This is a genomic window from Streptomyces millisiae (assembly GCF_031845425.1).
Classification (GTDB): domain Bacteria; phylum Actinomycetota; class Actinomycetes; order Streptomycetales; family Streptomycetaceae; genus Streptomyces; species Streptomyces millisiae.
The window spans coordinates 134472-147264 of record NZ_JAVREM010000010.1; the positions used below are offsets into that span (position 1 = coordinate 134472).

Below are 12793 nucleotides of genomic sequence, written 5' to 3' on the forward strand. Positions count from 1 at the left end.
CGGCCCCCAGGGCGCCCGCTCGTGATTCCGCTCAGCCTCACCGAGATCGCCTCGGTCGTCGGCGGGACGGTCGAGGGCGACGGCACCGTGACGGTGACCGCACCGGCCGTGCTCGACGGCCGGCGGGCCGAGCCGGGCGGCCTCTTCGTCGCCTTCGCCGGCGAGCGCGTCGACGGTCATGACTACGCCGCCCAGGCCGGCCGGGCGGGCGCGGTGGCCGTGCTCGGCTCCAGGCGCACCCCGCTGCCCACCGTCGTCGTCGAGGACGCCCGGGCCGCGTTGCAGGCGCTCGCCGTCCACGTCGTGGCCCGGCTGCGCGACCGGCTGACCGTGGTCGGGCTGACCGGCTCCCAGGGGAAGACCAGCACCAAGGACCTGCTGGCGGCCGTTCTTTCGCGCGCGGCGCCGACGATCGCCACGATCGGCTCGCTCAACAACGAGCTCGGCGTGCCGCTCACCATGCTGCGCGCCGACGCGGCCACCCGGTACCTGGTCCTCGAGATGGGGGCCCGCCACGTCGGCGACATCGCCGAGCTCACCGGCCTGGTCGCGCCCGATGTCGCCGTCGTCCTCGGCGTGGGCCAGGCGCACCTCGGCGAGTTCGGGTCGCGCGCGGCCATCGCCCGGGCCAAGGGCGAGCTGGTGCGGGGGCTGGCGCCCGGCGGCACCGCCGTCCTCAACGCGGACGATCCCCGGGTGGTCGCGATGCGCTCGCTCACCGAGGGTCCTGTGGTGACCTTCGGGCACGCGGTCCACGCCGACGTGCGGGTGCTCGGGCTGACGCTGGACGGGCTCGCCCGGCCGTCCTTCACGCTGCGGACCTCCGACGCCTCGGTGCCCGTCGCGCTGCCGCACGTGGGCGCCCACCAGGCGCTCAACGCGTCGGCCGCCGCGGCCGCCGGCCTGGCGGCCGGCGTCCCCCTCGACGTGGCCGCGGCGGCGCTGCCCACCGCCGCGCTGTCGAGGTGGCGCATGGAACCGCACGACCTCGCCGGTGGTGTGACGCTGCTCGACGACTCCTACAACGCCAACCCGGAGTCGACCCGGGCCGCCCTGGACGCGCTGGCGGCGATCGACGGCAGGCGCCGCGTCGCCGTGCTCGGCGAGATGCTCGAACTCGGCGCCGCCAGCGTGGCCGAGCACCGCGCCGTCGGGGAGTACGCCGCCTCCCGGGCCGACGTGGTGGCGGTGGTCGGCGAGGCCGCGCAGCCGATCGCCGACGGCGCGGGAGAGCGGGCGGTGACCCTGGCCGACAACGCCACGGCCGTCGCCTGGCTGCGCGGCCGGCTCGGCGCCGGCGACGTGGTGCTCGTCAAGGCGTCCCGCGGGGCGCGCCTCGACGAGGTCGCCGCCGCGCTCGCCCGAGGCACCGGTGGTTGAGTGGCCGCCGCCCGACCGGGCCGGCCACGGTCACGCCGTGGCTCCGCTCACCGTCCGCGCCGCCTCATGTAGAGCTCGAAGGCCCGGTAGACCATCGGCCGCAGTGGCAGGTCCCACTCGCCGACGTACCTCACCGCCTGCCCGCCGCTGCCGACCTTGAACTGGACCAGCCCGACGTGCGGGTCGTCCGGGTCGAGGGTGGGGGTGATGCCGCGCAGGTCGTAGACGTCGCAGCCGGCCGCCAGCGAGTCGCGGATCATCGCCCACTGGCAGGCGTTGGAGCCGCGCACCTCCCGCTTCTCGGTGGCGGAGGCGCCGTAGGAGTACCACGCGTGGCCGCCGACGCGGACCAGGATGGCGGCGGCCACCAGGTCGCCCTGGTGGCGGGCCAGGTACAGCTTGATCCGCTCGGGATCCTCGGCGCCCAGCGCGGCGAACATGGTCTCGAAGTAGCGCAGCGGCCGGGGGGTGAAGCGGTCGCGCTCGGCGGTGTGGACGTAGAGGTCGTGGAAGGCCTTCAGGTCCGCGCCGACCGTCACCTCGACGCCCGCCTTCGCGGCCTTCCTGATGTTGCGGCGCCAGAGCTGGTTCATGCCCCCGAGCACCTCGTCCTCGGTTCTGCCGGCCAGCGGGATCTCGTACTTGAACTGCGGGTGCCCGACCCCGAAGCCGTCCTCCGGGCTCTGTGGCCGCCAGCCGGCGTCCCTGAGCCGGCTGGTGACGCGGGCGCCGACCGGGTCGGCCCACTGGCCGGACAGCTCGGTGAGCCGTCTGACGCCCGGGTCGGCGATGCCCTCCTTGACCTGGGCGGCGCTCCAGGTGGTGGTGCGCACCGGCGGGCCGAGCCGGATCGCGAACGCCCCGTGCGCCTTGAGATGGGCGGCCAGCGGATCGAGCCACGCGTCGATGTCGCCGGTCCAGTCGATGACCGGGCCCTCCGGCAGGTAGGCCAGCGTGAAGCGCTCGAGGCGCGGCACCGGGCGGTGCAGGACGAGGGCGGCACCCACCAGCCGCCGGCCGTCGTACCAGCCGAGGGACTCGCTGCGCCACTCGGTCTTGACGCGGCCCCAGGCCGGGGTCTGCAGGAAGCTGACCGACCGCTGGGTCCGCACGAACGCCAGGTGCTCGGCGGCGCTGATCGGCCCGACGGTCAGCCGCACGCCCGTGGCCCCGACGCCTCGGTGGTGCGCGGTTCGGCTCACCGGTCCGCCGTCCGCACGTCGGCGTTCCCGGGCGTGGTGCTCGTTGTAGGACATGCGCCCAGTCAACGGAGCGTGGTGTTGCCGGCCCGTATGCGGTTTTCGATACGCCGACGATATGTTCCGGTCCCGGGCGGGTTCACCAGCTGATTCCGGCCGCCACCGGCCGGTGGTCGCTGCCGGTGGCGGGCATCGTCCACGCGCTCCTCGGCTCCACGCCGTGGACCAGGATCTGGTCGATCCGCGCCACCGGGAACCTCGCCGGCCAGCTGAAGCCGAACCCGTCCCCGGCCGCGTCCTGGACCGAGTCCAGCCGCGCGGCGATACCGGCGAGCCCGCGGTCGTCCATGGTGCCGTTGAGGTCGCCGAGCAGCACCACCCGCTCGTTCCGCTCGGCGGCGACGGCCTCGCCGAGCAGCCGGGCGCCGCGGTCCCGGCTGTCCGTCCAGAAGCCGTTCCTGGGGAAGACCCGGACGGATCCCAGGTGCGCCACGTACACCGCCAGCGGTCCCCGGTCCGTGGCCACCGTGGTGCGCAGCGCCCGGACCGTGTCCATCCCGAGGTCGACCGGCCGGGTCTCGGAGAGCGGCAGCCTGCTCCACAGCCCGACCGTGCCCTCCACCGTGTGGTACGGGTACGTCTCGGCCAGCTCCTGCTCGTAGCTGCCCCTGGCCCGCGGGGTCAGCTCCTGCAGGGCCAGCAGGTCCGCTCCCGAGGCGGCCAGCTCGCGGGCGGTGCCCGCCGGGTCGGGGTTGTCGGCGTCGACGTTGTGGCTGACCACGGTGAGGTCGTACGCCGGGTGGGACTTGTCGCCCAGCAGCCCGCCGAAGAGGTTCAGCCAGACCACGGTCGGCAGCAGCAGGGCGGCCACCGCGGAGAGGGAGCGGCGCCAGAGCGCGGCGGCGAACAGCACGGGGACGAACACCCCGGACCACGGGAGGAAGGTCTCCACCAGGCTGCCGAGGCCCGCGCGGTCCGTGATCCTCGCGTGCAGCAGCATGAGCAGGCCCAGCAGCAGCGCCGCGGCCGCGAGGAGCGGGCCGCGCTGCCAGGGCCCCGGTCCGGAGGCGGCGCGGATCGCCCGCCGGACGCCCGCCCGCCAGTCCCCGGCGCGGCGCGGCCCTGCCGATGGTGTGGTTCGTGCCATGCCGCCAGTCAAGGCGGCGCGGTGTTGCCGGCCGGTATGGGATTTTCGATATGCCGACGATATACGGCGGTCTCGTAGCATCGAACACATGCGTGTGCTGGTTGTCGAGGACGAACCCTTTCTGGCGGAGGCCATCCGCGATGGCCTGCGCCTGGAGGCGATCGCCGCCGACATCGCGGGGGACGGCGACACCGCTCTGGAACTGCTGGACGTCAACACCTACGACATCGCCGTCCTCGACCGCGACATCCCCGGGCCTTCCGGTGACGAGATCGCCCAACACATCGTCGCCTCCGGCAGCGGCATGCCGATCCTGATGCTCACCGCGGCCGACCGTCTCGACGACAAGGCCTCCGGATTCGGAATCGGTGCCGACGACTACCTCACCAAACCCTTCGAACTCCAGGAACTGGCGCTTCGGCTGAGGGCGCTCGACCGCAGACGCGCCCACAGCAGACCCCCCGTGCGGGAGATCGCCGGCCTGCGTCTCGACCCGTTCCGCCGGGAGGTCTACCGGGACGGCCGCTATGTCGCGCTCACCAGGAAACAGTTCGCCGTGCTGGAAGTCCTGGTCGCCGCCGAGGGCGGTGTCGTCTCCGCCGAGGAACTCCTGGAACGCGCGTGGGACGCGAACGCCGACCCGTTCACCAACGCCGTCCGCATCACCGTCTCGGCACTGCGTAAACGGCTCGGCGAACCCTGGATCATCGCCACCGTGCCGGGCGTCGGCTACCGAATCGACACCGGCATCGGCACCATTTTCGACGGCGCCGGTCGTGAATAGGCGCCCGGGGCTCAGTGCCCGACTGAAACTCACCGTCAGCTATGCCGGATTCCTTCTCCTCGCCGGCACCCTCCTGCTGGCCGTGATGTGGATATTCGTGCTGCGCTGGGTACCGACGATCAACGACCCGCCGCGCGAGGCCGAGGGCGACGCCGTGATCATCACCGGGCCCGACCGCGCCCAGCTGATGAGCGGCTTCATCCCCGCCACGGCGGCGGCACTCGCCTTCCTCCTCGTGTTCGGCCTGCTGGGAGGGTGGATCCTCGCCGGCCGGATGCTCGCCCCGCTCACCCGGATCGCGGACGCGGCACGACTGGCCTCGGACGGATCGCTGTCCCACCGGATCCGCATGGAAGGCCCCAGGGACGAGTTCCGCGAACTCGCCGACGGGTTCGACACCATGCTCGAACAACTCGAGTCCCACGTCGCCGAACAGCAGAGGTTCGCGGCCAACGCCTCGCACGAGTTGCGTACCCCGCTGGCGATCTCGAAGGCCCTGCTCGACGTGGCCCGCACCGACCCGGACCACGACGTCGGCGAACTCGTCGACCGGCTCCGCGCCGTCAACGCCCGGGCGATCGACCTCACCGAGGCGCTGCTGCTGCTCAGCCGCGCCGACCAGCGGTCCTTCGACCGGGAGCACGTCGATCTGTCCCTCATGGCGGAAGAGGCCACCGAAACGCTCCTCCCGCTCGCGGAGAAGCACGGCGTCACCGTCGAGACCCGCGGCGACGCCGCGCCCACGGTCGGATCGCCGTCGCTCCTGCTGCAGCTGACCACGAACCTCGTGCACAACGCGATCGTCCACAACCTGTCCGAGCGGGGCACCGTGTGGGTCGGCACCGGCGTCCGCCCCGGGACGGCGGTGCTCACCGTCGAGAACACCGGCGAGCGGCTCACCCCGGAGCTCGTCTCGACCCTCACCGAACCGTTCCGGCGCGGCACCGAACGGGTCCGCACCGATCACGCGGGGGTCGGCCTCGGCCTGGCGATCGCCCAGAGCATCACCCGCGCACACGGCGGGACACTCGGCCTCGCCCCGCGCCCTGACGGCGGCATCCGCGTCACCGTCGCACTCCCCGCGAGGGGCGTTCGACACCCTCGTCACAGCTAGCACGAAAAGCATATGCTCCGCCGCATGTTCACCACGCGTCCCACCCTGCAGGGCACCTTCGGCATGGTCTCCAGCACCCACTGGCTCGCCTCCCAGTCGGCGATGGCCGTACTGGAGCGGGGCGGCAACGCCTTCGACGCGGCGGTGACCGCCGGGTTCGTGCTGCATGTCGTGGAGCCGCACCTCAACGGGCCGGCGGGGGACGTGCCGATCATCCTGGCGCCGGCGGGTGGCGAGGTGCGGGTGCTGTGCGGGCAGGGGCCCGCGCCGGCGGGGGCCACCATCGAGCACTACCGGGGGCTCGGGCTCGACCTGGTGCCCGGCACCGGGCCGCTGGCCGCCGTGGTGCCCGGCGCGTTCGACGCCTGGCTGACGCTGCTGCGCGACCACGGCACCTTCGAGCTCGCCGAGGTGCTGGCCTATGCCATCGGCTACGCGGAGCACGGCCACCCGGCGGTGGAGCGGATCGGGGCCGCGGTGGAGAGCGTGCGCGAGCTGTTCGAGACCGAGTGGACCTCCTCGGCCGAGATCTACCTGCCCGGGGGGCGCTCGCCGGCACCCGGCGCGCTGTTGCGCAATCCGGCGCTCGCGGCCACCTGGTGCCGGGTGCTGCGGGAGGCGGGCGCGACGACCGGCAGCCGGGAGGGCAGGATCGACGCCGCCCGGCGGGTGTGGCGCGAGGGCTTCATCGGCGAGGCGATCGCGGCGCACGCGGCCACCCCGGCCATGGACTCCTCGGGCGAGCGGCACGCCGGGGTGCTGACCGGCGAGGACCTGGCCGGCTGGTCGGCCGGCTACGAGGAGCCGGTGCGCTACGAGTGGCGCGGCTGGACGGTGTGCAAGGCCGGGCCCTGGAGCCAGGGGCCGGTGCTGCCGCAGCAGCTCGCGCTGCTCGACGACGGGATCGACGCCGACACGTACGGAACGCCGGAGTACCTGCACACCCTCATCGAGGGGAGCAAGCTTGCTATGGCGGATCGGGAGGCCTGGTACGGCGATGCCGCGCCGGTGCCGCTGGACGAGCTGCTGTCGGCCGGGTACAACGCGGAGCGGCGGGCGTTGATCGGCGCGTCGGCCTCGCACGAGCTGCGGCCCGGCAGCCCGGGTGGGCGGACCCCCGGGCTCAGCGCGCTCGCCGGCCGGACGGCCGACGAGCTGCCGCAGGCGCCGGGCGCGATCTCCGGGGTCGGCGAGCCGACGGTGGCGCGCACCGGGGAGACCAGGGGCGACACCTGCCACGTGGACGTGGTGGACCGCTGGGGCAACATGGTGAGCGCCACGCCGAGCGGCGGCTGGCTGCAGTCGAGCCCGGTCATCCCGGGGCTCGGCTTCCCGCTCGGCACCCGGCTCCAGATGACCTGGCTGGAGGAGGGACTGCCCTCCTCGCTCACGCCGGGGCGGCGGCCGCGCACCACGCTCAGCCCCTCGCTGGCGCTGCGCGGCGGGGAGCCGGTGCTGGCCTTCGGCACACCGGGCGGCGACCAGCAGGACCAGTGGCAGCTGCACTTCTTCCTCGCCGCGGCGCTGCGCCCCGCGGTGCGCGGCGGCCTCGACCTGCAGGGCGCGATCGACGCGCCCAACTGGCACCAGGACAGCTTCCCCAGCTCGTTCTACCCGCGCGGAACCCAGCCGGGGAGCGTCACCGTCGAGGGCAGGTTCGGCGAGGCGACCGTGGCCGAACTGCGGCGCCGCGGACATCTGGTGGCGGTGGCCGAGCCCTGGTCGGTCGGGCGGCTCTGCGCGGTGGCCCGCGACCCGGAGTCCGGGACGCTGTCGGCGGCGGCCAACCCGAGGGGGATGCAAGGTTACGCCGTCGGTCGTTGAGCAACGGGGGTCGCTGGCGCGTTCGACACGGATTCGACAACGGGCGAAGACCGAAAAGAGAAGGTCGAAAACTCCCCGTAGCCGTTCGGAAACAGAAGTCGTAACATGGCTTGGCTTCAGTTACCGGCATGGCAGGTGTCCCCATGGCTCAGGAACTGACCGCTCGGCTTGCCGAGTTCACGGCGGCACTGCGGAGGGTCACGGAGACTCTCGATCCGGAGTCCGGCTGGTTCGCCGCCTTCGCGCGGCGCAGCGGACCCGAGTTGACGGAGTGGTTGGCGGGGCGCGCGCTGCCGCCGTGGGACGCGGTGGCGGACCTCCTCCAGGATCTCGCCTCCCGGCACGGCGCCGAGGCGGCGGAGAGCGCGGCCCGGCGGCTGCGCGGCGGCTACGAGGCCGCCGCCAGGGCGCAGGACGCGTTGCCCGGCGCCCACGAGTCGTTGACCGGGCGGCTGGCCGACCTGGATCGCTCGGAGCGTCGACTACGGGCCCAGCAGCGGCAGTTGGTGGTGGCCGAGGACGACGCGAAGCGGGCCGGGCAGGCCAGGGAGGCCGAGCGGCTCGCCGCGCTGCGGATGTGGGCGCAGGACGACGAGGAGCGGGTCGTGGCGCGCCGGGCCGAGCTGCGGGCGCGGCTCGCGGCGCTGATGGACCGGCGGGCGGCCGAGGCCGCGTCGCCGGAGCCCACGCCGCCGCGCAAGCCGGCGCGCAAGCCCGGGGGCGCGCGGTTCGCCGGCATCGAGGAGGCGCCGCCGCCCCCGGCGGAGCCCCCGCGGGTCCCCCGGCAGGCCGCCGGGCCGCCGACGGCCGCGCCCCCGCCGGCCGCGCCGCTGCCGAGCGGCTCGCGGTTCGCCGGCGCGCTGCGGGAGTCCAGGCGGGAGGCGCGCCAGGGGCCGTCACAGGAGACGCGGCCGGAGTCGCCGCGGGAGCGCCAGGAGCGGCTCGTCGCCGAGGAGTACCAGCTCGCGCTCGACGCCGTCGAGCGGCTGCGGAAGCTGCGCGCCGACGGCCAGAGCGGGGTGGCGCACGTGCTGCTCTCCGAGGCGGCCGGCGGTCCCGCCTCCCGAATGCCGTTACTGCTGGCCGAGTTGGAGCGGGCCGGGATGGCGTCCGACGCGGCGACGCTGCTGTGGGAGGCCGCCTCGCTGCCGCCCGGGCCGCTGGCGGCCGTGGCCGAGGCGCTGGCCGCCTCCGGCCGGCATCGCGACTGCGAGCAGCTGCTGCGCCAGGGCGCGGCCCGCCCGGCGGCCGAGGCCGGCACGATCGCCGCCGAGCTGGCCAGGACCGGCCGGGCGGACGAGGCGGTGACGCTGCTGACGGCGCTGGTGCGGGCCAGGACGGCGGAGGAGGCGGCGCGGGCCGCGACCCAGGACCCCCGGGTGGTGGCCCCGCTGCTGCTCGACGCGGCCCGCCGCGTCTCGCCCAGCCACCACTACGCGATCACCAGCGAGCTGCGCCGCGCGGGTGTCGCATAAGCCCAGGTGACGGGGGTGACCGGCCGCGTGCTTAGCTGAGGTCATGATTGACGAGCAGCTGGTGGCGAGGGTGGAGAAGGCCGTGCGGGCGGCCGCCGACGACGAGGTGATGCCGCGCTGGCGCCGGCTGGCCGCGCACGAGGTCTCCGTGAAGGCGGGGCCGCACGACCTGGTGACGGTCGCCGACCGCGCCGCCGAGCGCCGGCTGACCGAGGAGCTGGTGCGGCTGCTGCCGGGCTCGGTGGTGGTGGGCGAGGAGGCGGTCCACGAGGACCCCACGGTCTACGGCGCGCTGGCCGGCGACGCCCCGGTGTGGATCGTCGACCCGATCGACGGCACCCGGCAGTTCGTGCGCGGCGAGCCCGGCTTCTGTGTCCTGGTCGCCCTGGTGCACCGGGGGCGGCCGCTGGCCTCCTGGACCTACGCGCCGGCACGCGAGCAGCTGGCGTACGCCCGCCGGGGCGCCGGCGCCACGCTCAACGGCCGTCCCCTGCGGGCCGGGGCGCCGCGCCCCGGCAAGGTCCTCGAAGTGGCGGCCTCGCACCCGGACTTCACCACGGACGCCCAGAAGCGCGCCCTGTCAGGGCTGTGGTCGGACGGGGTGGCGCCCCGGGCCTGTGGCTCGGCCGGCCTGGAGTACCTGGCGATCGCGCGCGGCCTGCTGGACGCCGTGGCGTTCTCCTGGGAGCTGGCCTGGGACCACGCGGCCGGCCTGCTGCTGGTGACCGAGGCGGGCGGCAGCCATCTGACCCTCGCCGACCGGCCGTTCGACATCGCCGGCGGCAACGCCCTGCCGTTCACCGCGGCCAGGGACGAGGCCACGGCCCGCCGGGTGCTCGCCCTCCTCACCGGCTCGGCGCCGGGCGGTGCCGCCTGACGACCGCCCGCCGGGCGCCGCGCCGATGGCCACGGCCGCCCGAACCGCGCCCCGGCCGGCCGCGTATCCTCGGTCCCCCGGGGCCGGTCGGGCGGACGACCGGGCCGGTCCTCAGCGGTGAGGGGAGCCGTAGTGCCGACGTTGCGTGACGTGGTCGTGGTGGGTGCCGGGCCCAACGGGCTGACAGCCGCCGTGGAGTTGGCCAGGCGCGGGATGTCGGTCGAGGTCTTCGAGGCGAGGGAGACCGTCGGGGGCGGCGCCCGCACCGAGGAGTTGACGCTCCCCGGCTTCCGGCACGACCCGTGCTCCGCCGCGCATCCGATGGGCGTCGGCTCGCCGGCGTTCTCCCGGATGCCGCTCGAACGGTACGGGCTGCGCTGGCTGCACGCCGAACTGCCGCTCGCCCACCCCTTCCCCGACGGGACCGCCGCCGTGCTGGCGCGTTCGGTCGGCGAGACGGCGGCCTCCTTCGGACCCCGGGACGCGGGTGCCTACCGACGCCTGGTGGCGCCGTACCTCGGCCGCTGGGACTCGCTGGTCGGGGACTTCCTCAAGGTCCCGTGGGACGGGCTGCCGCGCGACCCGGTGACGCTCGGCCGGTTCGGCCTCACGGGCCTGCCACCGGTCTCGTGGCTGACCAGACGGTTCCGGGACGACCGGGCGCGGGCGCTGCTGACCGGCCTGGCGGCGCACGTGATCTCGCCGACGAGCACCCCGGCGACCAGCGCCATCGCGCTGGTCTTCGCGTTGGCCGCGCACGAGCGCGGCTGGCCGATCGCGCGGGGCGGCTCGCAGGCCATCTCCGACGCGCTGGCCGCCTATCTGCGGGACCTCGGCGGAACCATCCACACCGGCGTCGAGGTGCGGCGGCTCGACGAGCTGCCGCCGGCGCGGGCCTACGTCTTCGACACCTCGCCTTCGGCGCTGGCCAGGATCGCCGGCCTCGGGCGGGCGTTCCGGGGCTTCCGGTACGGCGCCGCCGCCTTCAAGATCGACTACGCGCTGGACGGCCCCATGCCGTGGACGGCATCCGAGGCGTGGCGGGCCGGGACCGTGCACATCGGCCCGTCGAGCGGCGAGATCGCCACGGCGCTGCGGTCGGCCTCGGTGCGCGGCCAGGCGCCGGACCGACCGTTCCTGATCACCTCGCAGCCGACGCTGATCGACCCGGGTCGGGCCCCGGAGGGCAAGCACGTGCTGTGGGTCTACGGCCATGTGCCGGCCGGCTGGGACGGCGACCTGACCGAGGCCATCGAGCGGCAGCTCGACCGGTTCGCGCCGGGCTTCCGCGACCTGGTGCTGGCCCGGGCGGTGGCCGGGCCGAAGGAGTTGGCCCGGCGGAACGCCAACTACGTGGACGGCGACATCAACTGCGGCGCGTTCCGCGGCCTGCAGACCATGTTCCGGCCACGGCTGGCGTGGTCCCCGCACTCCACCCCGCACCCGGCGGTCTTCCTGTGCTCCCAGGCCACCTGGCCGGGGCCGGGCGTGCACGGCATGTCGGGGCACAACGCGGCGAAGGCCGTGTGGCGGCGGCTGGGGATGAACACCCCCGGCTGAGCGGGCGGCTGACCGCCGGGGTGGCGTTCGTCGCACCCACCGGCCATGGATCGGGACAGCGTGGCCGGATAGGGTCGGGGCCGCTTGGGCTGTTCCATTCGCGACGCAACCGCAACGAACGCAACCGCAACGACCACAGGGGCCGGAGATGACGGACACGGGGACCGGGCGCGTGCTGATCGCCGCTGACAAGTTCAAGGGATCGCTCACCGCGGCCGAGGTGGCCGAGCACGTGGCGGCCGGAATCCACGCCGCCCGGCCGGGCGTCGTGGTCGAGGCGCTGCCGGTGGCCGACGGCGGCGACGGCACCGTGGACGCGGCGGTGGCCGGCGGTTTCACGCCACGCGAGGTGACCGTCACCGGGCCGCTCGGGCTGCCGGTCGACGCCTCGTTCGCGCTGCGCGGCGACACGGCCGTGATCGAGATGGCGCAGGCCTCCGGGCTGCGGCTGCTGCCGCCGTTCACCTTCGCGCCGCTCACCGCGACCACGTACGGCACGGGCGAGTTGATCACGGCGGCCCTCGACGCCGGGGCACGCACGGTCGTGCTGGGCGTGGGCGGCTCGGCGACCACGGACGGCGGCGCCGGCATGCTGACGGCGCTCGGCGCCCGGCTGCTGGACGAGGACGGCGATCCGCTGCCGCACGGCGGCGGCCCGCTGCGGGAGGTGGCCACCGTGGACCTGTCCCGGCTCGACCCGCGGCTGAAGGACACGGAGTTCGTGCTGGCCAGCGACGTGGACAACCCGCTGACCGGGCCGCGCGGCGCCGCCGCCGTCTACGGGCCGCAGAAGGGCGCCGACCCGATGGACGTGGAGGCGCTGGACGCGGCGCTCGCCCACTTCGCGCGGGTGCTGGAGCGCACCGAGGGCGCGCGGGCCGCCGAGTACGCCGCCGCGCCCGGCGCGGGCGCCGCCGGCGGCATCGGCTTCGGCGCGCTGATCGGTCTGGGGGCCGTCTTCCGTCCCGGCATCGAGATCATGCTGGAGCTGCTGGGCTTCGAACGGGCGCTGGCCCAGGCCGAGTTGGTGATCACCGGCGAGGGTTCGCTGGACGAGCAGACCCTGCACGGCAAGGCGCCGGCCGGCGTGGCCGCCGCCGCCAGGGCCGCGGGACGGCCCGTGGTGGCGGTCTGCGGCCGGCTCGCCATCGACGAGCCGGCGCTGCGGGCCGCCGGCATCGAGGCCGCCTACCCCCTGACCGACCTGGAGCCTGACCCACGCCGCTGCATCGCCGAGGCGGGCCCGCTGCTCGAGCGGGTCGCCAGTCGGCTGGCCGAGGAACGGCTGGCGCCGAGGGCTTAGGCCCAATGCCGGTGACTTAGGTAGTTGTGTCTCGTTGTCTTCGGTGTGGCGAGGGTGGGGCAGGTCGGGGTGCCTGCGGGTGAGCGGTTGTCGGACCGGATCGCGATCGGGGTGCTGACGCAGGCGTTTC

At 74.9% G+C, this 12793-nt stretch carries 10 protein-coding genes; 8 read left to right on the forward strand and 2 right to left on the reverse strand.

The genetic code is table 11. The features are described from left to right. The first annotated feature begins 21 nt into the window (after positions 1 to 21). Positions 22 to 1380, forward strand: a complete 1359-nt coding sequence (locus RNC47_RS11965) for a UDP-N-acetylmuramoyl-tripeptide--D-alanyl-D-alanine ligase (RefSeq protein WP_311598095.1) — start codon at positions 22 to 24, stop codon at positions 1378 to 1380. A gap of 47 nt (positions 1381 to 1427) precedes the next feature. Here RNC47_RS11965 and RNC47_RS11970 read toward each other — a convergent pair whose 3' ends face one another. Further along, a complete protein-coding gene (locus RNC47_RS11970; protein WP_311598097.1) occupies positions 1428 to 2636 on the reverse strand; it encodes a lipid II:glycine glycyltransferase FemX in 1209 nt (402 codons plus the stop codon). Between the two features lie 82 nt (positions 2637 to 2718). Continuing rightward, positions 2719 to 3726 carry an endonuclease/exonuclease/phosphatase family protein gene (locus RNC47_RS11975; RefSeq protein WP_311598098.1) on the reverse strand — a complete coding sequence of 336 codons (1008 nt, stop codon included), beginning with the start codon at positions 3724 to 3726 and terminating at the stop codon, positions 2719 to 2721. An 88-nt stretch (positions 3727 to 3814) separates the two neighbouring features. Here RNC47_RS11975 and vanR-Sc point away from each other — a divergent pair, with 88 nt between their 5' ends. The 7 genes from vanR-Sc to RNC47_RS12010 all read left to right on the forward strand — a co-directional run bounded on the left by vanR-Sc (position 3815) and on the right by RNC47_RS12010 (position 12663). Further along, positions 3815 to 4510: a VanSc-type vancomycin resistance response regulator transcription factor VanR gene (gene vanR-Sc, locus RNC47_RS11980; RefSeq protein WP_311598100.1), complete on the forward strand. Its 696-nt coding sequence runs from the start codon at positions 3815 to 3817 to the stop codon at positions 4508 to 4510. Beyond that, the gene (locus RNC47_RS11985) at positions 4503 to 5624 is read left to right on the forward strand and encodes a sensor histidine kinase (protein ID WP_311598102.1); all 1122 of its coding nucleotides are present in this window, start codon (positions 4503 to 4505) and stop codon (positions 5622 to 5624) included. Before vanR-Sc ends, RNC47_RS11985 begins: the two co-directional genes overlap by 8 nt. 24 nt (positions 5625 to 5648) lie before the next feature. Next, on the forward strand, positions 5649 to 7448 hold the full coding sequence (locus tag RNC47_RS11990; RefSeq protein WP_311598103.1) for a gamma-glutamyltransferase family protein: 1800 nt from the start codon (positions 5649 to 5651) through the stop codon (positions 7446 to 7448). A gap of 143 nt (positions 7449 to 7591) precedes the next feature. Beyond that, a complete protein-coding gene (locus tag RNC47_RS11995; protein WP_311598104.1) occupies positions 7592 to 8923 on the forward strand; it encodes a hypothetical protein in 1332 nt (443 codons plus the stop codon). A gap of 43 nt (positions 8924 to 8966) precedes the next feature. Beyond that, entirely contained in the window at positions 8967 to 9800 is an 834-nt protein-coding gene (locus tag RNC47_RS12000; protein WP_311598106.1) for an inositol monophosphatase family protein, read from the forward strand. Between the two features lie 132 nt (positions 9801 to 9932). After that, positions 9933 to 11360: a phytoene desaturase family protein gene (locus RNC47_RS12005; RefSeq protein WP_311598108.1), complete on the forward strand. Its 1428-nt coding sequence runs from the start codon at positions 9933 to 9935 to the stop codon at positions 11358 to 11360. A 148-nt stretch (positions 11361 to 11508) separates the two neighbouring features. Next, positions 11509 to 12663 (forward strand): glycerate kinase, encoded by a 1155-nt coding sequence (locus RNC47_RS12010; protein ID WP_311598110.1) that lies wholly within the window; start codon positions 11509 to 11511, stop codon positions 12661 to 12663. Positions 12664 to 12793: the final 130 nt, after the last annotated feature.

Excerpts from the sequence above, each read along its gene's own strand:
- RNC47_RS11970 (WP_311598097.1), bottom strand. The coding sequence starts at position 2,636 with ATGTCCTACAACGAGCACCACGCCCGGGAACGCCGACGTGCGGACGGC.
- RNC47_RS11975 (WP_311598098.1), bottom strand. The coding sequence starts at position 3,726 with ATGGCACGAACCACACCATCGGCAGGGCCGCGCCGCGCCGGGGACTGG.
- vanR-Sc (WP_311598100.1), top strand. The coding sequence starts at position 3,815 with ATGCGTGTGCTGGTTGTCGAGGACGAACCCTTTCTGGCGGAGGCCATC.
- RNC47_RS11990 (WP_311598103.1), top strand. The coding sequence starts at position 5,649 with ATGTTCACCACGCGTCCCACCCTGCAGGGCACCTTCGGCATGGTCTCC.
- RNC47_RS11995 (WP_311598104.1), top strand. The coding sequence starts at position 7,592 with ATGGCTCAGGAACTGACCGCTCGGCTTGCCGAGTTCACGGCGGCACTG.
- RNC47_RS12000 (WP_311598106.1), top strand. The coding sequence starts at position 8,967 with ATGATTGACGAGCAGCTGGTGGCGAGGGTGGAGAAGGCCGTGCGGGCG.
- RNC47_RS12010 (WP_311598110.1), top strand. The coding sequence starts at position 11,509 with ATGACGGACACGGGGACCGGGCGCGTGCTGATCGCCGCTGACAAGTTC.